This window comes from Methylobacterium tardum, assembly GCF_023546765.1.
In the GTDB taxonomy this organism is placed as follows: Bacteria; Pseudomonadota; Alphaproteobacteria; order Rhizobiales; family Beijerinckiaceae; genus Methylobacterium; species Methylobacterium tardum.
Genome location: NZ_CP097484.1, coordinates 4,085,753 through 4,104,381, shown reverse-complemented (window position 1 = coordinate 4,104,381; position 18,629 = coordinate 4,085,753). Strand labels below are relative to the sequence as shown.

Below are 18,629 nucleotides of genomic sequence, written 5' to 3'. Positions count from 1 at the left end.
TCGCCGCCCGGCCAGCGTCGGGATCAATCGTCGTCGGCGTCGGCGAACGTGCCCGAGAGCCGCAGCCCCTCGATCCAGGTCTCGCCCTCGCGCTTGAGGACGGTCCGCGGACGCGGACCGCCGGAGGCCGCGATCGCATCGGCCAGGCGATCGGAATGGGTGACCAGCCAGACCTGCGTGCGCTCCGCCGCCCGGGCGACCAACCGGGCCAGCGGCTCCATCAGGTCGGGATGCAGGCTGGTCTCCGGCTCGTTCAGGGCGATGAACGGCGGCAGCCGGTAGCCGAGCAGCGCACCGGCCAGGGCGAGGAAGCGCAAGGTTCCGTCCGACAGCTCCGCAGCGTCGAAGCTCCGCTTTGCGAAGTCGGGGAAGGTCACGCCGAAGCTCGCCTCCCGCGCCGGTTCCGGCACGATCAGGCGCGCCCCCGGAAAGGCGCCGTCGATGGCCTCATCGAGGTCCGTCGTGTCCTGGCGGATATGGGCGAGCGTCGCGAAGACCGCGGCGAGGTCGGACCCGTCCGAGGCCAGGGTCGGTGTGGTCACCGCGAGGCACGGCCGCCGCAGGGGTGAATCGGCGTCGGTCCGGAAACCGTGGTGGAATCGCCACGCCGTCATGGCCAGCCGCACCAGAGCGATCTCCGGCTGGCCGGTCGCGATCAGGGCACTGCCGAGGGCGGTCTCGGTGGCGAGCAGATCGATCCCGAGGCTTTGCTTGCGCCCGTCGGCGTCGCGCACGAAGCCGCTGCGGCCGTCCCGGTCGAGGATCACAGCCGTCCGGCCTCCGTTGCGCACGGTCAGACGCTCGGCCTTCACCTGCGGCTCCTGCCGGAAGGCTGCGCCGTAGATCTCGGCGCCGGCCTGCGGCACCAGCCCGATCTCCACCGTGTAGGCGAAAACCTGCTCGGTCTCGTCATCGCGCAGGCTGACGGACAGGCGGAGACGGGCGGGCTCGCCCTGTCGGCGCCGGCCGGCCCAGAGCACCGAATCCATGCCGCCTTCCGCGGCGAGGTCGCGGGTCAGCGTGCCCAGGGCCGCCGCCTGCAGCAGCTCCAGGGCCCGGTAGAGGTTGGTCTTGCCCGTCCCGTTGCCGCCGACAAAGACCGACAGGTCTTCGACCGGGAAGCTGATCCGCCGGAGCGAGCGGTAACCCGAGACCGCGACCTCGCGTACCGCCAGCATGCCGAGCCTCCCGCTTCAATCCGGAACAGTCAGATCGGCGATGCCCTTGGCAGCCTCGGGGAATCGCGGATTCATCGCCTCCAGCGTATCCGCCACGGTCTTGGCGATCACGTAGTTGCGGAACCATTTGTGATTGGCCGGCACCACCAGCCACGGGGCACGGGGGTCGAGCAGCGCGAGAGCGCGTCCGCGAAGGCCTGCTGATAGGCATCCCAGGATTTCCGCTCGGACGAGGTCGGCGGGATCGAACTTCCAGTGCTTTTCCGGATCGGCGATCCGCGCCTCCAGCCGCTTCTTCTGCTCCGCCTTGGAGATGTGCAGGAAGAATTTCAGGATGGTCGTGCCCGATTCCGTGAGCAGCTGCTCGAAGTCGTTGATCCGGCCGTAGCGGCTCTGCCAGACCGCGTCCGGGACCAAGCCTTTCACCCGCACCACGAGCACGTCCTCGTAGTGGCTGCGGTTGAAGACGCCGATCATGCCGCGCCCCGGCGTTCGGGCGTGGTAGCGCCACAGGAAATCGTGATCGCGTTCGTCGCTGGAGGGCACCTTGAACGAGGCGACGGTGCAACCCTGCGGGTTCACGCCCTTCAGAACCGCCCGGATCGTCCCATCCTTGCCGCCGGTGTCGATGGCCTGGAACACCAGCAGGAGGCTGCGGGCCCGCTCGGCATAGAGGCGCTCCTGCAGCGCGATGATCCGCTCGCGCTGGCGGCCCAGGGCCTCCTTCGCCCAGTCCTTGTCGAGGCCGCCGTCGGCGTCGGCATCCACCGCGCCGAGGTCGATCCGCGTGCCGGGCTCGACCACCGTGATGCCCGCTGCGGCAGGGATCGAGACCTCCCGATGCGCTCCCAGGGCGGCCGGGATGCTCTCGGCGTTTGCGTCGATCGTGCTGGCCCATCGGGCCGTCGAGGGGCGCTTCGCATGGGCTGTCCCGTGCAGGTCGTCCCCGTCTGTCATGCGCTGGTCGCGCTTCTGGCCGCGATGATGCTTGCCGTGCTTCTTCGACATAGGGCAGGACCTGTTTCCGGACGTTGCCGACCGACGGCGAGAACGGCCGGCACTCCTGGCCGTTCCGAACGCCTGCGCAAGGACGGGATGTGAGACGGTTGGTTACGATCTACTTCATCCGCCACGGCCAGACCGATTGGAATGCCGAAGGACGCCTTCAAGGCGGTCGCGACACCGACCTGAACGCTCAAGGGGAGGCGCAGGCGGTCGCGGTTGCGGAGCGCCTCGCCAAGCTGGCCGGCTCGACGCTCGCCCAGGCGCAGTTCGTCGCGAGTCCGCTCAAGCGCACCCGACGGACCATGGAGATCCTGCGCACGACGCTGGGGCTCAGCGCCGACGGGTATGGGACTGACCCGAGGCTGCGGGAGATCGGTTTCGGCAACTGGGAGGGCTCGACCTGGGCGGAGATCCGCCGCCGCGACCCGGCCGGCGCCGCCGGGCGCGACCGCGACCGCTGGCATCACCGCCCACCGGGCCATGGCGGCGAGAGCTATGCCGCACTCGTGGAGCGGGTCGGCCCGATGCTCGCCGGGCTGCAACGGGACACGGTCGTCGTCGCCCATGGCGGGGTGGCGCGCGCGGCCCTGGTCGCGCTCGGTCACCTCGATATCTACGCCGCGCCTCGGCTCGGCATTCGCCAGGGGGAGGTTCTGGTCCTCGAGCCTGACGGCTGGCGCTGGGGTTGATCCCGTGCGCGGGCGCAGTGCAAAGCCGCCTCGATAACGGCATGATCGGCAGGCTATAGGGCGGCCGCCACGGAAGTGCCGGCCCGGGCGGGCGGCCAGCGGAGCAGCGGATGAGCGACGTCGCCGAGAAGACCCGGCCCGGATTGGCGGCCGGGAAGCGCGAGCGTCCCGGCGAGGGGGCCGCCGTCCTGCGCGGCGCGCACCGTCCGGACCTGATCCGCGACGAGGTGCTGGCCGAGATCTTTTTGGATTCGGCCCGCAGCCGCCCTGACCATCCGTGCCTGATCGACGGCGCGCGCGTCGAGGCGGGCGGCGTCCACCCACGCCTGACCTACGCCGCCGTTGCCGCCCGCGCCGGCCGGATCGCGGCCGGGCTCGCCCACCGCGGCATCGGTCCCGGCGACGTGGTCGGCCTGTGGATGGCCCGCGGCCCGGACCTGCTCGTGGCGCAGATCGGCATCACGCTCTCGGGAGCCGCGTGGCTGCCCTTCGACGCCGAGGCGCCGGCCGACCGGGTCGGGGTCTGCCTGACGGATGCGTTCGCCAAGGCGCTGCTGGTCTCTCCGGCGCTCAAGCCTTCCGCGCCGGACGCGGCACCCGCCCTGACGCCGGCCGATCTCGACGCCGCGACCCCTGCCGACGCACCGGTCCCCGACGCCCGCGCCGCCGGCCTGACGCCCGAGCACCCCGCCTATCTGATCTACACCTCGGGCTCGACCGGCGTGCCCAAGGGCATCGTCATCAGCCACGCCAACATCTGCCACTTCCTGCGCTCGGGAAACGCGCTCTACGGGATGCGCGCCGACGACGTGGTGTTCCAGGGAGCTTCGGTCGCCTTCGATCTCTCCATGGAAGAGATCTGGGTCCCGTACCTCGTGGGCGCGACCTTGTTCGTGGCGAGCCCTGCCATGATGGGCGATGTGGAATCGCTGCCGGGCATCCTGGAGGCGGAGCGGATCACGGTGCTGGACACCGTGCCGACCCTGCTGGCGATGATCTCGGGCGATCTGCCGACCGTGCGCCTTGTGCTGCTCGGCGGCGAGGCGCTGCCCGAGCCTCTCGTCGCCCGCTGGGCGACCGGGTCGCGCCAGTTGTTCAACACCTACGGACCGACCGAGGCCACGGTCGTGGCGACCGCCGCCGAGATGCGGCCCGGCGAGCCGGTCACGATCGGCGGCCCGATCCCGAACTACTCCGTTTATGTGGCGGGCGAGGATCTGAGCCTGCTCGGCCGCGACCAGCAGGGCGAGCTGCTGATCGGCGGCCCCGGCGTGGCGCGGGGCTACCTCGCCCGGCCGGAGCTGACGGCGGAAAAATTCATCGCCAATCCCTTCGCGTCGGACGGGACCGACCCGGTCCTGTACCGCTCGGGCGACGCGGTCTCGCTCGATGCCGCCGGCCGGATCGTGTTCCACGGCCGCATCGACGATCAGGTCAAGATCCGCGGCTTCCGCGTGGAGCTCGGCGAGATCGAGGCGCGGATCCGCAGCGTACCCGAGATCAATCAGGCCGCCGTGGTGCTGCGGCAGGATGACGGGGTCGATCGCCTCGTGGCGTTCCTGATCCCGGAGCGTGGTCGCGCCATCGATACCGCGGCGCTCCGGCGGACGCTGGCCGGGCAGATGCCGCCCTACATGGTGCCCGGCCATTTCGAGGTGACCGAGACGCTGCCGCGCCTGACCTCCGGCAAGGTCGACCGCAAGGCACTGAAGATCGCCCCGCTCACCGTGGTCTCGGCCGACGGCGAGCAGGAGCCCCCGGCGAACGAGACGGAGGCGGCCCTCGTCGCAGCCGCCAAGCAGATCTTCGGCAACCAACCGATCCCGCTGGAAGGCGACTTCTTCGCCGACCTCGGCGGCCACTCGCTGCTCGCAGCCCGCTTCGTCTCGGCTGTGCGCGAGACCCCGGCCCTCGCCGGCATCACCCTGCCGGACGTCTACGCCCTGCGCACGGTGCGGGCGATGGCCGACGCGCTGATCGCGCGCACCGGCGGGATGGGCGCCTCGGCGGCAATCCGCGACCTCAGCTTCGACCCGCCCCCGCTGCTGCGCCGGGCCCTGTGCGGCCTCGCGCAACTGGTGGCGCTGCCCTTCGTGATCGCACTCGCGACCGCGCAGTGGCTCGGCATGTTCGTCACCTACCTGCTGCTCACCGGCGGCGGCCTCAGCTTCTTCGCCGAACTCGGGGTGCTGCTCATCGTCTACGTGGCGATCAACGGCGTCACGGCCGTGGCGGCGGTCGCCGGCAAGTGGCTGATCCTCGGGAAGACCAAGCCCGGCCGGTATCCGCTCTGGGGCGCCTATTATTACCGCTGGTGGCTCGCGCAGCGGCTTGCGCCGCTCGTCCACGTGAAGTGGCTGCAGGGTTCTCCGGCCATCGCGATCTATCTCCGGCTGATGGGCGCCAAGATCGGCCGCGACACCCTGATCTCCGATATCGAGGTCGGCGCGCCCGACCTCTTGACGATCGGCGACGGAGCCTCGCTCGGCGGCCGGCTGGTCATCGCCAATGCCGAGATCGTCGGAAACGAGCTGGTGATCGGCCGGGTCGAGATCGGCGCCGACACGGCGGTCGGGACCTCCTGCGTGCTCAGCCACGACACGGTGGTCGGCCCGCAGGCCGAGATCGGCGACCTCACTACGATCCCGGCCGGAACGCGGGTCGGCGCCGCCGAGCGCTGGGACGGTTCGCCCGGCCGCAAGATCGGCATGGCCGAGCCGGCAGAGCTGCCCGCACCGGCCGAGGCCTCATGGCGGCGTCGGGCCGGCTTCATGGCGGCCTATGTGGTACTGCTCGGCGCGATCCCGGCCGTCGGCCTGCTGCCGATCTTCCCGGCCTTCTTCATCTTCGACCAGATCTCGGACTCGCTGTCCGACATCACCGACGTCGACTACCATTGGTACCTGCCGATCCTCACCTGGCCCACCGCCATGCTGATGACCGCCGGCACCGTGCTGCTGATCGCCGGCATCCGCTGGATCGTGCTGCCGCGGACGCGCTCCGGTACCTACTCGGTCCACTCGCTGTTCTACCTGCGGAAATGGTCGCTGGCCCTCGCCGTCGAGGTGACGCTGGAGACGCTCTCGTCGCTGTTCGCCACGGTCTACATGCGGGCCTGGTACCGGCTGATGGGCGCCAATATGGGCCACGGCGCGGAGATCTCGACCAACCTCTCCGGACGCTACGACCTCGCCGAGGTCGGCGCGAAGAACTTCATCGCCGACGAGGTGGTGTACGGCGAGGAGGAGATCCGACGCGGCTGGATGCACCTGGAGCCGACCCGCACCGGAGCGCGGGTGTTCGTCGGCAACGACGCCGTCGTGCCGCCGGGCGCCGTGATCCCGGACGACGTGCTGATCGGCATCAAGTCGAAGCCGCCGGCGAACGAGGCCATGAACCCCGGGGAGACGTGGTTCGGCTCGCCGCCGATCCGGCTGCCGGCCCGGCAGAAGGTCGATCTCGGCTCGACCGCGCAGACCTACGAGCCCGGGATCTGGCCGAAGGTGCGACGCGGCATCTTCGAGGCGTTCGCGACCTCGTTCTCGCCGATGCTCTACATCACGCTCGCGATCACCGTGATCGACTGGTACTTCTATCCCGCCATCCTGGAGCAGGATTGGACGGGGCTGGCCGTCAGCTTCGTGGCGGCGAGCGTCGCCATCGCGCTGATCCAGTCGTCGGCCGTCATCGCCATGAAGTGGCTGCTGATGGGCGTCTACAAGCCCGGCATGCAGCCGATGTGGTCCTGGTGGGCGATGCGCACCGAGGCCATCGCGGTGGCTTACTGGGGGCTGGCCGGCAAGGTGCTGCTGGAGCACCTCCAGGGCACGCCGTTCCTGCCCTGGGTGCTGCGCCTGTTCGGCGTGAAAGTCGGCCAGGGCGTGTGCATGCTCACCACCGACATCACGGAATTCGACTGCGTGACGATCGGCGACTACGCCACGATCAACCGTGTGTCCGCGCTCCAGACCCACCTTTACGAGGACCGGATCATGAAGATCGGCCGCGTCGTCGTCGGGCGCGGCGTCTCCGTGGGCGCCTTCTCGACGGTGCTCTACGACACGAAGGTCGGTGACTTCGCGCGGCTGCGCCCCCTCACCATCGTGATGAAGGGCGAGTCGATCCCGGCCAACACCGAGTGGGAAGGCGCACCGGCGGTCCCGGTGATCCATGCCACCTGATACGAGGGCGCGTTGAGCGGTTCGGTCGACGCGTCCCTCGTCATCACGCGCGCAGAGCGGTGACCCAGGCCGGCGCGACGTCGGAAGTCGTCACGCCGGCTGGATTGCTTCGCTCCGCTCGCAAGGACGGCGATGCTGAAATCATCGATCGAGAATGGTATGAGCGGCCGGACCCTGAACAGTCGTCGGCACGGATCTCCCGCATCCACCCGGCCTGACTTCGCCTGACAGCGCTATGTTATCGGCTGACCATTCTGTGTTTTGCCGCTCAATCATTATTCGCTATGATGGTAGGTATATTGTCACATAGATAAACGTACTGTACTGATATTTGTGTCAAGCGATTCGTCTTCGAACGGGCTCAGCGGCGCGTGCTCGGGGGCGGCACTCGGCAGTGCATCTGGTTGGAGATCGATGGACGGTCGTGCAGCTTGATCCCGCCACCCTGCTGATCGTCAGTGCGGCGACGACGCTGCTGGTCGGCGCGTTGTTCCTGGCCACGTGGCGACAGGCACCCGAATCGCGTTCGCTCGCGTTCTGGGGCGCCGCGCACCTCGTCGGCGCGGTCGGCTCAGCCGGCTTGGCTTTGCGCGGGCAGATCCCCGATCTCGTCTCGATCGGCGTGGCGAACGCGATCGTCCTTGCCGCCTACGGCCTGATCTGGAGCGGCGTCCGCTCGTTCGAAGGCCTGAATCCACGTGTTGGCTGGGCCATGGCCGGTGCGCTCGTCTGGTGCGCACTTTGCTTCGTCCCCGCCTTCCACGACTCGATCGTGCTGCGGATCCTGTACGCCTCAGCGGTGGCGACGCTCTACTGCGGCGCGGCGACCGTCGAGATCTGGCGCGGCCGTGACGAGCGCCGGCCTCCCGGATCACGGCTGCCGCCGTTCTCGGGCTGCACGGGCTCTTCTATTGCGTGCGGATTCCCTCGACCCTTCTGGCGCCGCCGCGGCCCGGTCTGAACCCGCTCGCATCGCCGTGGGTGGCCATCCTGTGCTTCATGACCCTGCTATTCTCGATCGCCTCCGCCTTCACCTTCATGGCGTTGGTGAAGGAGCGGGCCGAGCGGAAGCAGCGCATCGCCGCGTCCACGGACGCGCTCACGGGCGTGCGCAACCGCCGGGCCTTCGCGGAGGCCGCCCAGGTGGCGATGACCAAGCAAGGCGGGGCGCTCCTGCTGTTCGACCTCGACCGGTTCAAGGCCGTCAACGATGTCCACGGGCATGCGGTCGGCGACGCGGTGCTGGTGGGGTTCTGCGCCATGACCGCCTCCCTGCTGCCGCGGGGGGCGCTCCTGGGGCGCCTGGGCGGCGAGGAATTCGCCTGCTTCCTGCCGGAGGTCTCCCCCGCCGAGGCACTGGCCCGGGCCGAGGGGCTGCGCCACACCTTCGCGCAGCTGGTTGTGCCCGAACTGCCCGACCTGCGCGTGAGCGTCAGCATCGGGATTGCGCAGGCCCGCGACGGCGTCGGGTTCGAGACGCTGATGCTGCGGGCCGACGCCGCGCTCTACACCGCCAAGCACGGCGGCCGCGACCGGGTCGCCGTGGCCGAGATGGCGGCCGCACGGGCCGCCTGAGGTCGGGCTCGGGGCACCTGGGCGCTCAGGCGAGGGCGCGCGCGGCCTCCGAGACCTTGCGCACCGAGGCGTCCACAGAGGCTGCGGATGCGGCGATGTCCGCCATCGCGGCGCGCGCGGTCTCGACGCTCTGCGCGGCCGATTGCATGTTCTCGGTCAGATCGCGGGTCACCGCCGCCTGCTCGGTGACGGCGGAGGATACGCTGAGCGTGATCTCGCTGAGCTGCTCGATGGTGGTGCCGATCCCGTCGATCGCGGCCACCGCGCGGGCGGTTTCCGTCTGCACGGCCGTGATCTGGGTGCCGATCTCCCCGGTCGCCCGGGCCGTCTGCTCGGCCAGCGCCTTCACCTCTGCCGCCACGACCGCGAAGCCCTTGCCCGCCGCGCCCGCCCGGGCGGCCTCGATCGTCGCGTTGAGCGCGAGCAGGTTCGTCTGGTCGGCAATCGAGCGGATCAGGCTGACGGCAGCGCCGATCCGGTCGGCGGCGCCAGTCAGGCCGACGACGATCGCACCCGCTTCCTCGGCGCGCGTGACCACCTTGTCGACCGAGGATTTCGCCAGCAAGGCATGGCGGCTCAGCTCCTCGATCGAGGAGGCGAACTCCTCCGAGCCCGCGGCGACGGCCTGGACGTTGTGCGCGGTCTGGTTCGAGGCCGCCGAGGTCTCGTCGGCCTGCTGGACCACACGGCTCATCGAGTCGCGGATCGCCGCGATGTCCGCATCGATGGTGCGCTGACCCGCGGCCCGGCGCTCCCGGTCCTCGACCTGCTGGGTGACATCGGTGGCGAACTTGACGACGGCGCAGGGCGCGCCCGCCGCATCCAGGATTGGATTGTAGGCGCCGAAGATCCAGACGGTGCGGCCGTCCTTGCCCACCCGGCGGAACTCGCCGGATTGATGGCGGCCGGCGGCGAGGTTCGCCCAGAATGTCGTGTACGCCGTGCTGGCCGCGTCGGCCGACGGCATGAACATCCTGTGATGGCGCCCGCGGACCTCCTCAAGGGTGTAGCCCATCGCCGACAGGAAATTCGCATTCGCATCCGTGATGGTGCCGTCCAGCGTGAAGCAGATCACGGCCTGCGACCGGTCGAGCGCCGCGATCTGTCCGGCGAACAGCGCGTTGCGCGCGCGCTCCTCGGTGACGTCGGTGGCGAACTTCACGACTTTGACGACTTTGCCCCGGCGGTCGAGGATCGGGTTGTACGAGCCCCTGATCCAGATGATCTGCCCGGACTTGGTCACCCGGGCGAATTCCCGCGCCTCGTGGTGCCCGGCGCCCAGTCGCGCCCAGAACGTCGCATAGTCCGGCTTGGCGCGCTCGGCCTCCGAGACGAAGAGACTGTGGTGACGCCCGCGCACCTCCTCCAGTGAGTAGCCGACAAGGTTGAGGAAGGCGGGATTGGCGTCCGTGATCGTGCCGTCCAGATCGAACTCGACCCGGCTCATGGTCCGATCGATGGCCGAGACCAGCGCGTCAGCGCGCACACCAAACATCGCCATCCGTCGCCCCGGCCCACTCTGTCAATTCGATTGACGACCTGTAAAATAGGAACGTTTAAAAAGTCACAATTTACACAAGCAGCGAGGCTAAAGCGGATGTCCTGTTTACGCGCGGACGAAGCATGCGCGGATCAGAAACTGATTTCACGGCGCGCGCTCTTTCTGACAACAACCTGAGGTGGCTTGTGCGCGGGCTCGCCGCGCACCGAGCTTCCTGGCTCGCTCGCCCGCCGGTGGTGTATTGCCGTTGGTTTCCGCGAGGATCGGTGTCGCTGCCCGGGTGCCGCTTCGGTTAGGAGGGGCGGGCGGACAGACTCGCACGGTCGGGTGGCGGCCGTGATCGGCTCATCACCTGTCCCGCTTGGAGATCGACATGAACGCCCCGAGCCGGATCGACCGCCTGGAAATGCGTCTCACCGAGCAGGAAGCGACGATCGACGATCTGAACCGGACGGTGACCGAGCAGTGGCAGGTCATCGACCGGCTCACGCGGAAGATCGAGGCCCTGCGAGAGCAGGTGGAGGAGGCGGCGGCACGAACCGGCCAGCGCGGCCCCGAGCCGCCGCCGCCTCATTACTGATACTTTCGGCCGGCGGCCCCGTGAGACCCGCCAGCCGCGCGATCAGAAATTGGCCTGCGTGACGAACTTCGTCACCAGATACGCGTCCAGTGCCTCAGCGCCGCCCTCGCTGCCATAGCCCGAATCCTTGACGCCGCCGAACGGCGTCTCCGGCAGGGCAAGACCGTGATGGTTGATCGAGATCATGCCGCTCTCGACCATGTTCGACACCCGGGCCGCCCGCTCCGCCGAGCGGGTGTAGGCGTAGGCTGCGAGCCCGTAGGGCAGGCGGTTGGCCTCTGTGAGCGCCTCGTCGTCGTCGGAGAACCGATTGATCATCGCCAGGGGGCCGAAGGGCTCCTCATTCATGATCCGGGCGGTCAGCGGCACCTCGGTGAAGACGGTGGGCTCGAAGAAGTTGCCCTGGTTGCCGATCCGCTTGCCACCGGTGCGCAGGCTCGCGCCGCTCGCCTCGGCGTCCGCCGTGAGGGCCGCGATGGCGTCAAGACGCCTCCCGTGAACCAGCGGGCCCATCTTGGTTTCGGGATCGAGGCCGTCACCGACCTTCAAGGTTTTGGCGAAGTCGGTGAACCCTTCGACGAAGCGGTCGAACACCGAATCGTGCACGAGGAAGCGGGTCGGCGACACGCAGACTGGCCGGCATTGCGGAACTTGGAGGGCGCGAGGACGGCGATGGCCTTCTCTACGTCCGCGTCACCGAATACGATCGCCGGTGCGTGGCCGCCGAGTTCCATCGTGGCGCGCTTCATGTGTTCGCCCGCGAGCGCCGCGAGCTTCTTGCCGATCACGGTGGAGCCGGTGAACGAGATCTTCCGGATCACCGGGTGCGGGATCAGGTAGGCGGAGATCGTCTCCGGGTCGCCGTAGACCAGCGACAGCGCGTCGGCCGGGATGCCGGCATCCAGGAAGGCGCGGACCAGCGCGGCGCAGCTCGCCGGGGTGTCCTCGGGGCCTTTCAGGATCACCGTGCAGCCGGTGCAGAGCGCCGCCGAGATCTTCCGGACGGCCTGGTTGATCGGGAAGTTCCAGGGCGTGAAGCAGGCCACCGGGCCGACCGCCTCGCGCACGACCGCCTGCAGCACGCCGTCGGCCCGGCCCGGGATCACGCGGCCGTAGGCGCGCTTACCCTCCTCGGCGAACCAGTCGATGATGTCGGCCGCCGCCAGGGTCTCGACCCGCGACTCGGCCAGCGGCTTGCCCTGCTCGAGGGTCATGACGCGGGCGATCTCGTCGACCCGGGCGCGCAGGAGGTCGGCGGCCTTGCGCATCACCTTGGCGCGCTCGAACGGCGCCACCTTGCGCCAATGCGGGAAGGCCCGTGCGGCCGCCGCGAGAGCCTCGTCGAGATCGCCCTGGGTGGCGACGGCGCATTGGCCGATCGTCTCGCCGGTCGCCGGATTCAGGACCCCCAGGGTCTGCCGGTCAGCGCCCGCCCGCCAGCGTCCCGCGATATGAAGCTCGGTATCCGGATACATCGGTCAGTTCCCGCTCGGCCGCATGCTCAGCCGTCAGCGGATTTTGGTCATGGGGCGCCCACGGGCAATGCCCTTTCCGGCATGGCTGGGCCGGATTGTATTCAGGCGGCGGCGCGGGCGCGCTCGGGGACCTCGGCGACGGTCGGCCCTCCGCGGCGGGCGCGGAGGGTGCCGCCCTTGGGCACGACCTGCCAGCCGTCGCGGCACCCGTCGATCGGCTCCGAAACCACGACGATGCCGCCGGGTCCATCGCGGAAATACAGGCTCGGCGGACGGCCGTCGCAGGCCCAGCGATAGGCGGTGAGGGTTTCGCCGTCGGTCAGCAGCGCGGTGAAGCGCAGCGGTTCGCAGACATTGGCGGCCGCCATCAACTCACGGACGGTCCGCAGCGTGCGCGCCATCGCGCCGATGGGATCCTCCTCGAGGCCATTGGCCAGGGCCAGCAGGAACAGCGCCTCGGAATCGGTGCTGCCGCGCCGATGATCGTAGAACGCGTCCGGGATCAGGGCCTCGAGCCGGCGCTTGATCCGATGGTAGCCGCCGATCTGCCCGTTGTGCATGAACAGGTGCCGGCCGAAGACGAACGGGTGGCAGTTGGCCCGTGCGGTGGCGGTGCCGGTCGAGGCGCGGACATGCGCGAAGAACGTCCGCGCCCGCACCTGTCCGCACAGGTTCACAAGGTTCTCGTCCGACCACGCGGGAGAGATGTCCCGATAGACCCCCGGTTCCGGCCGCTCCGCGTACCAACCGATACCGAACCCATCTCCGTTAGTCTCGGTTTTACCCTCGTCGGCGTGCAGCGACTGGTGCACCAGCGAGTGGGTCGGCGCGCAGACGAGGTCGGAGAGGAAGACCGGCTCACCGCTGTAGGCGAGGAAACGGCACATGACGGACGTTGATCCTTCAGCTCTGGTTCGCGTTGGATCCGATGGGAACGCCCCGCCGGGGTGGGTCCGCGTTGTCGCAGCAGGTTAACAGTCAGTCCGCTTCGGTGAACAGTTTCTTAACCGGCTCCCCACTGCGCCAATTTCGAGCGTTTCGCATGAAACTGGCGCGGCTTGACTGCAACGCAGGCATACGTCCGCCGATTCGCTCGGACTCTTGTGAGCCGGCTCCTGACAGGCCAGCATGGCCGAATCGGGGAATCAGAAGTCCGCTTAGGGGACCGTGACCCGTCGAGGGGCAACGCACCGTCATCAGGAGATTTTCATGGATCGCGCAACGCCCGATAGTTCCAGCCCCGTGGCGCTCGTCGTCGAGGACGATGCGGCGGTGCGCGATCTCGCCACCGCGGTTCTGGAGGAGACGGATCTGGGCGTGATCGCCTGCGAGAGCGCGGAGGCCGCCCTGTCGGTGCTCGAGCGCTCCGATGTCACGGTGGCGCTGCTCTTCGCCGACGTGCGCCTGCCGGGGGCCATGGACGGCATCTCCCTCGCTCAGGCGGTCGACCGCCGCTGGCCGGACGTGCGCGTGGTCGTCACCTCCGGAGCGAGCCGGGACGCGCGCCTGCCCGATCAAGCGGTCTACATGCAGAAGCCGTGGCGGGCGCTCGACGTGCTGGTCCAGGCCGAGCGGGCCACGATCGCCGCGAAGGCGGCGTGAGCTAGAGCCGCCGTTCCGAACCGTCATCGCGAGCACAGCGACGCAACTTAGGGCGGCGCGACATTCCTGAATGTCGCGCCGCTGGATTGCTTCGCTCCGTACGCAAAGACGGCAGGGTACCTGCGCGGCTTGATCGGCTTCGGAATCCGTCTGACATCGCGCAAAGAAAAAGCCCGGCTGCTCGCGCAGGCCGGGCTTTCTCGAAACCGTTGTACGGTCGCTCAGGCGACGGAGGCCGGGCTGACCGGGGTCTGACCCGAGGCGTTGCCGCCCTGGCCCTGCGCGGCCGACGGGGACGGGAAGCCGGGACGGCGGCCGCCGGCGGGGAAGCGCGGCTTCGGCTTCGGCGCGGCGATCAGGCCCTCGCGGATCGCGGTCTTGCGGGCCTGCTTGCGGGCGCGGCGGACGGCCTCAGCCTTCTCGCGCGCCTTGCGCACCGACGGCTTCTCATAAGCCTTGCGCTGCTTCATCTCGCGGAAGATGCCCTCACGCTGCATCTTCTTCTTGAGGACGCGGAGCGCCTGATCGACGTTGTTGTCGCGAACGAGTACCTGCAACGGACTTGATCCTCTGGACCTGGATTTTCGGGCTCACGCGGCCCGCCGCCGATCTGGAAACCGACAACGTCCCTCGCCCGGGATGGACCCGGGAGGGACGGGGACGTCGGTTTCCGAATCGGCGTGGAGCCCACGCCTTGACGGGGCTATTACACCAAGCGCGCACCAGTTCCAACCTGTCCGCGCGATCGATCTGCGCCGGAGCCGTGCTAGGTTGCGCGGATGAGACAGGACGACTCGCAGCAATTCGCCAGCGACAACTATTCCGGCATCTGTCCGGAAGCCTGGGCAGCCATGGAGGCGGCCAATCGCGGCCACGCACCGGCCTACGGCGAGGATGCCTGGACGAAGCGCGCCGCGGATGCCTTCCGTACCCTGTTCGAGACGCCGTGCGAGGTGTTCTTCGCCTTCAACGGCACCGCCGCCAACGCCCTGGCGCTGGCCGCGCTGTGTCAGTCCTACCACAGCGTGATCTGTGCCGACTCGGCCCATGTCGAGACCGACGAGTGCGGTGCGCCGGAATTCTTCTCCAACGGTTCCAAGCTCCTGACCGTCCGGACGGAGGGCGGCAAGCTCACGCCGGATCTGATCCGGGGCCTCGCCCAGAACCGCAGCGATATCCACTTCCCGCGGCCGCGGGTGGTGACGATCACCCAGCCGACCGAGACGGGGCAGGTCTACAGCCTCGCCGAGCTGCGGGCTCTGTCGGCGACCTGCCGCGAGCTGGGCCTCGCCCTGCACATGGACGGGTCGCGATTCGCCAATGCCTGCGCGAGCCTCGGCTGCAGCCCGGCCGACATGACGTGGCGGTCGGGCATCGATGTCCTGTGCTTCGGGGGGACCAAGAACGGCATGCATGCCGGCGAGGCGGTGGTGTTCTTCGACGCTAAGCTCGCCGAGGATTTCGGCTACCGATGCAAGCAGGCCGGACAGCTGGCGTCGAAGATGCGCTTCCTCGCCGCACCGTGGGTCGGCATGCTGGAAAGCGGCGCGTGGCTGAAGAACGCGGCCCATGGCAATGCCTGCGCCCGTCGCTTCGCCGAAGCCGTCGCCGGGCTGCCGGCGGTGCGGGCGCTGTTTCCCGTCGAGGCGAACGCGGTCTTCCTGACGATGCCCGCTGCCACGATGGAAGGCCTGCGCGCCCGGGGCTGGCGGTTCTACACCTTCATCGGCGGCGGGGCGCGCTTCATGTTCGCCTGGGATGCCCGGCCGGAGCGGGTCGACGAGCTGGTCGGCGACCTGCGCGCGCTGGCGGCCGCCGCGGCCTGACCGGGTGGACGATCTGGACGTGTGCAGTCCGAACCTTCGGCACGCGCCCCATCGCTCCGCCGCGCCAGTCCGATCCTCCTCCTCATCCTGAGGTGCCGGAGCGTAGCGAAGGCCTCGAGGGAGACCTCCAGAAGGCGCCGCGCTACCAGAAGCCTCCTTCGAGGACCGCTGATGCGGGCACCTCAGGATGAGGGGGATTGATGGGAAGGGCCGGTATCGCGCCGCCGACACCGCGTCGCGTCCTGACCGCGCGCCACCTCTACAGCAGCGCGAGATCTGTCGGATCCGCACTGGGGAAGATCCGCCGCAGGCTCGCTTGGTCGAGTCCGTACAGCCACCGGAACAGGTCGCCGAGCAGGCCGCGGTAGTCGGTGAGCACGGGATAGTCCCGGTTCTGGAACAGGTGCGCCTCGTCGGCCCGCACCTGCGGCCCCGCGATCCGGCCGCCGCGCACCCCGCCGCCAAGAATCCAGTAGACGCTGCCGTGGCCGTGGTCGGTGCCGCGGCTGCCGTTCTCTCGGAAGGTGCGCCCGAACTCCGAGAGCACGACCACCACCGTGTCGGACCAGCCCGGCCCGATCTCCTCGACGAAGCCCGCGAGGCCGCGGCCCAGCTCGCCGAGCCGGTCGGCGAGGTAGCCGGTGCCGGCGCCCTGGTTCACGTGCGTGTCCCAGCCGCCGACATCCACGAAGCCGAGGTTGAAGGTCTCGCGCATCAGGCGGCCGATGCGCCGGGCCGACAGCTCGAAGCCCTTAGGCGAGACCGCCCCGCGGTCGGCCTGCCCGGCATGGTCGGAGATCGTCTGGTAGACCGCGTCGCGCACCCGGAACCCCTCGGTCACGGCAGCGGCCAGCTTGGTGTCGCTGTACATGGCGGCGATGAGGCGGGCTTGCCGGTCGTCGATGCCGGGCTTGCCGACGCCGTTGATGGCGATGTTCGGCACCGTCTCGCCGCCCCGAAAGATCAGCGGCATCTGATCGGTGAAGGCGATCGGCCGAACCCGGGTCAGCTCCGCCGCGAGCCGGGCCATGAAGCCGGAATTGTAGTCGCGGGCGGCTCCGACCGTCTGGCCCATCTCGATCGTGTCCTGCGTCTCGAAATGGCTCCGAGTCAGGTCGTCGGTGCCGGCGAAGGGCACGAAGGCGGCCGGCCCTTGGCGTAGAGCGGCAGGAGCGTCTCGCGCAGCGCCGGGTGCAGGCTCCAGTCGGCGTCGAGCACCAGGGCGGCCTTCGGGTCGGCGGCGTCCGGCCTCGGGATCGCGAGGTTCGGCCGCGACCGGTAGTAGAAATCACTGCCGGTCGGGATCACCACGTTGGCGGCGTCGTAGGCGCCGCGCAGGAACACGACGAGGAGGCGGGCATCGGCCTTCGGGGCGGCCCAGACGCGGCCGGCCACCGTGGACAGGCCGAGCGCCGCTGAGGCGCGGATCAGGTCGCGGCGGTTCATCGCATGAACTCCGGCGAGGCGAGGTAGAGGGTGTTCCAGTCCTGCGGCGAGACCGCCTGGGCGAGGGCCGCCCGCGTCGCCGCCGACAGGGTGCCGGACAAAGCCGCGAAGTAGAGCCCGTTCGCGAGCACCGGGAAGGCCGGCTCCTCGGCCTGATCGGGCAGCGACGGCTTGAACAGGCCGGCCGAGCCGGACCCGATCTGCCGGGCGATCTCGAACCGCGTCGCGAGCTGCCCGGGCCCGCTCCAGGCGGCCGCGTCGAGGGGGTAGCCGTCCGGCGTCGAGCGGTTGAACAGGCCCTCGCCGAGCCGGTTCAGCCAGCCGAGCACCGGGCCGGCGTTGCGGATCACGCGCGCGTCGTAGGCCATGCGCAGGGCCGAGAAGACGTAGCGCACCGGGTCCTTGAAGGCGCCGCCGCGCTCGGACGTGAAGGCCGGCTCGCGCACCAGCGCCTCCATCACCGCGGCGATGTCGCCGTCGGTGCGGCCGAAGACAGCGGCGAGCCGCGCCACCAGCGCGTCGTCGGGTGGCTGGCCGAGGAAGTAGGTCGCGAGCGCTCGGGAGACGTTGGTGGCGGTGGCGGGATGGCGGGCGATCAGATCCACCGCCTCCTCGATCTCCGGCCAGCCGCGTCCCTGGATGCGCGTGCCGAGGAAGACCTTGTCACCGTAATCGTGCCGGTTCGGGTTGAACACGAACAGGCCGTCCCGGCGGAAATCGGCGGCGTACTCGGGGCGGAGCTTCGGGGTCTCAGGTTTCAGATCAATGCCGACGCCGCTCAGGACCCGCGCCAGCGTCTCGACGTCGCCCTGCGTGTAGCCGGAGCCGACGCCCATCGTGTGCAGCTCCATGATCTCCCGGGCGTAGTTCTCGTTCGGGCGACCGGCCGCGTTGGCGTCGTTGTCGAGGTAGCGCAGCATCGCCGGGTGGCGCAGGCTCGCCATCAGCAGGTCGCGGAAGCGGCCGAGCACGTGCGGGCGGATCGCGGTGTCGAGGTAGTCGCCCACGGCGGCGCGCAGGGTCGACTTTCCCTGGTGGACGTTGAACCGGTTGAACCAGAACCACGTCAGGCGCTCGCGCAGCTGATCGGGGCTGTAGAGCGCCCGCAGCACCCAGACGGAGGCGGCGTTCCGCGCGGCCGTGTTGAGCGCGCCCTGGAAGGCCTGCTGCGCAGCCTTTCGGGCCTCCGGATCTGCAATCTCCTTGGCGGCCTTGGCCTGGGCATCCAGCGCCTGGGCTCGCTCGAACAGGCTGCCCGGTGGGGTCAACGCGTCGACCTGCGCCTGAGCGGCGGGCGGCAGGCGCGATTCGGCCGGCGGATGAAGCTGGGCATGCAGCCAGCGCGCCCGCCCTTCCGCGGTGAGCTGCGCGAAGGCTGAGGGCGTGGCGCCCCAGGTCAGGGCATCAAGGAAAGCGGCATCGGCCGCCGCGGCGCGCTGCGGCGCCTCGGCCGCGCGGGGACCGGGGGCCGTCGCGGCGAGCAGCAGGACGGTGACCAGACAGCAGCGTGGTGCGGCGCGCGACATCGGGGCCTCGCGAAGCGTGAATCGGCCGGGGAAGCGTGGTGCCGC

General features: G+C 69.6%; 14 protein-coding genes and 2 pseudogenes. 8 read left to right on the top strand and 8 right to left on the bottom strand.

Annotated features, from left to right (window positions below; all coding sequences use genetic code 11):
• Positions 1 to 23: 23 nt before the first annotated feature.
• Both M6G65_RS19575 and M6G65_RS19570 read right to left on the bottom strand, forming a co-directional pair.
• Positions 24 to 1,178, bottom strand: a complete 1,155-nt coding sequence (locus M6G65_RS19575) for an AAA family ATPase (RefSeq protein ID WP_238196069.1) — start codon at positions 1,176 to 1,178, stop codon at positions 24 to 26.
• 15 nt (positions 1,179 to 1,193) lie between these two features.
• Positions 1,194 to 2,186 (bottom strand): PPK2 family polyphosphate kinase, encoded by a 993-nt coding sequence (locus tag M6G65_RS19570; RefSeq protein WP_250102749.1) that lies wholly within the window; start codon positions 2,184 to 2,186, stop codon positions 1,194 to 1,196.
• Positions 2,187 to 2,284: 98 nt separating this feature from the next.
• Between M6G65_RS19570 and M6G65_RS19565 the strand changes: the two genes are divergently transcribed.
• From M6G65_RS19565 to M6G65_RS19545, 5 genes are all read left to right on the top strand, one after another.
• On the top strand, positions 2,285 to 2,872 hold the full coding sequence (locus M6G65_RS19565; RefSeq protein ID WP_238196182.1) for a histidine phosphatase family protein: 588 nt from the start codon (positions 2,285 to 2,287) through the stop codon (positions 2,870 to 2,872).
• Between the two features lie 110 nt (positions 2,873 to 2,982).
• Positions 2,983 to 7,053 carry a Pls/PosA family non-ribosomal peptide synthetase gene (locus M6G65_RS19560; RefSeq protein WP_238196071.1) on the top strand — a complete coding sequence of 1,357 codons (4,071 nt, stop codon included), beginning with the start codon at positions 2,983 to 2,985 and terminating at the stop codon, positions 7,051 to 7,053.
• 59 nt (positions 7,054 to 7,112) lie between these two features.
• A complete protein-coding gene (locus tag M6G65_RS19555) occupies positions 7,113 to 7,271 on the top strand; it encodes a hypothetical protein (protein WP_250102748.1) in 159 nt (52 codons plus the stop codon).
• 206 nt (positions 7,272 to 7,477) lie between these two features.
• Entirely contained in the window at positions 7,478 to 8,014 is a 537-nt protein-coding gene (locus M6G65_RS19550) for a hypothetical protein (protein ID WP_250102747.1), read from the top strand.
• A gap of 20 nt (positions 8,015 to 8,034) precedes the next feature.
• A complete protein-coding gene (locus M6G65_RS19545) occupies positions 8,035 to 8,628 on the top strand; it encodes a GGDEF domain-containing protein (RefSeq protein WP_250102746.1) in 594 nt (197 codons plus the stop codon).
• Between the two features lie 25 nt (positions 8,629 to 8,653).
• Here M6G65_RS19545 and M6G65_RS19540 read toward each other — a convergent pair whose 3' ends face one another.
• Positions 8,654 to 10,129 (bottom strand): methyl-accepting chemotaxis protein, encoded by a 1,476-nt coding sequence (locus tag M6G65_RS19540; protein WP_250102745.1) that lies wholly within the window; start codon positions 10,127 to 10,129, stop codon positions 8,654 to 8,656.
• Positions 10,130 to 10,502: 373 nt separating this feature from the next.
• Between M6G65_RS19540 and M6G65_RS19535 the strand changes: the two genes are divergently transcribed.
• The gene (locus tag M6G65_RS19535; protein ID WP_238196074.1) at positions 10,503 to 10,709 is read left to right on the top strand and encodes a SlyX family protein; all 207 of its coding nucleotides are present in this window, start codon (positions 10,503 to 10,505) and stop codon (positions 10,707 to 10,709) included.
• Positions 10,710 to 10,751: 42 nt separating this feature from the next.
• On the opposite strand, the pseudogene M6G65_RS19530 reads toward M6G65_RS19535, so the two are convergent.
• Both M6G65_RS19530 and M6G65_RS19525 read right to left on the bottom strand, forming a co-directional pair.
• Positions 10,752 to 12,184: pseudogene (locus tag M6G65_RS19530) on the bottom strand (NAD-dependent succinate-semialdehyde dehydrogenase).
• 101 nt (positions 12,185 to 12,285) lie between these two features.
• The gene (locus tag M6G65_RS19525; protein WP_250102744.1) at positions 12,286 to 13,071 is read right to left on the bottom strand and encodes a class II glutamine amidotransferase; all 786 of its coding nucleotides are present in this window, start codon (positions 13,069 to 13,071) and stop codon (positions 12,286 to 12,288) included.
• A gap of 322 nt (positions 13,072 to 13,393) precedes the next feature.
• Between M6G65_RS19525 and M6G65_RS19520 the strand changes: the two genes are divergently transcribed.
• A complete protein-coding gene (locus M6G65_RS19520; protein WP_238196077.1) occupies positions 13,394 to 13,786 on the top strand; it encodes a response regulator in 393 nt (130 codons plus the stop codon).
• Between the two features lie 221 nt (positions 13,787 to 14,007).
• Here M6G65_RS19520 and rpsU read toward each other — a convergent pair whose 3' ends face one another.
• Complete coding sequence (rpsU, locus tag M6G65_RS19515; RefSeq protein ID WP_192708019.1) at positions 14,008 to 14,343, bottom strand: 30S ribosomal protein S21; 336 nt, start codon at positions 14,341 to 14,343, stop codon at positions 14,008 to 14,010.
• 222 nt (positions 14,344 to 14,565) lie between these two features.
• Between rpsU and M6G65_RS19510 the strand changes: the two genes are divergently transcribed.
• Positions 14,566 to 15,612 carry a threonine aldolase family protein gene (locus M6G65_RS19510; protein WP_238196078.1) on the top strand — a complete coding sequence of 349 codons (1,047 nt, stop codon included), beginning with the start codon at positions 14,566 to 14,568 and terminating at the stop codon, positions 15,610 to 15,612.
• Positions 15,613 to 15,871: 259 nt separating this feature from the next.
• Here the strand turns inward: M6G65_RS19510 and M6G65_RS19505 are convergent.
• Positions 15,872 to 17,058 (bottom strand): annotated as a pseudogene (locus tag M6G65_RS19505) (DUF1501 domain-containing protein).
• Positions 17,055 to 18,584 carry a DUF1800 domain-containing protein gene (locus tag M6G65_RS19500; protein WP_238196080.1) on the bottom strand — a complete coding sequence of 510 codons (1,530 nt, stop codon included), beginning with the start codon at positions 18,582 to 18,584 and terminating at the stop codon, positions 17,055 to 17,057. The pseudogene M6G65_RS19505 and the gene M6G65_RS19500 overlap by 4 nt, the downstream one beginning before the upstream one ends.
• Between the last annotated feature and the right edge of the window lie 45 nt (positions 18,585 to 18,629).

Bases quoted from the DNA above. Each gene is read 5' to 3' on its own strand.
- M6G65_RS19575 (WP_238196069.1), bottom strand. From the start codon at position 1,178: ATGCTGGCGGTACGCGAGGTCGCGGTCTCGGGTTACCGCTCGCTCCGG.
- M6G65_RS19570 (WP_250102749.1), bottom strand. From the start codon at position 2,186: ATGTCGAAGAAGCACGGCAAGCATCATCGCGGCCAGAAGCGCGACCAG.
- M6G65_RS19560 (WP_238196071.1), top strand. From the start codon at position 2,983: ATGAGCGACGTCGCCGAGAAGACCCGGCCCGGATTGGCGGCCGGGAAG.
- M6G65_RS19540 (WP_250102745.1), bottom strand. From the start codon at position 10,129: ATGGCGATGTTTGGTGTGCGCGCTGACGCGCTGGTCTCGGCCATCGAT.
- M6G65_RS19535 (WP_238196074.1), top strand. From the start codon at position 10,503: ATGAACGCCCCGAGCCGGATCGACCGCCTGGAAATGCGTCTCACCGAG.
- M6G65_RS19525 (WP_250102744.1), bottom strand. From the start codon at position 13,071: ATGTGCCGTTTCCTCGCCTACAGCGGTGAGCCGGTCTTCCTCTCCGAC.
- M6G65_RS19520 (WP_238196077.1), top strand. From the start codon at position 13,394: ATGGATCGCGCAACGCCCGATAGTTCCAGCCCCGTGGCGCTCGTCGTC.
- M6G65_RS19510 (WP_238196078.1), top strand. From the start codon at position 14,566: ATGAGACAGGACGACTCGCAGCAATTCGCCAGCGACAACTATTCCGGC.
- M6G65_RS19500 (WP_238196080.1), bottom strand. From the start codon at position 18,584: ATGTCGCGCGCCGCACCACGCTGCTGTCTGGTCACCGTCCTGCTGCTC.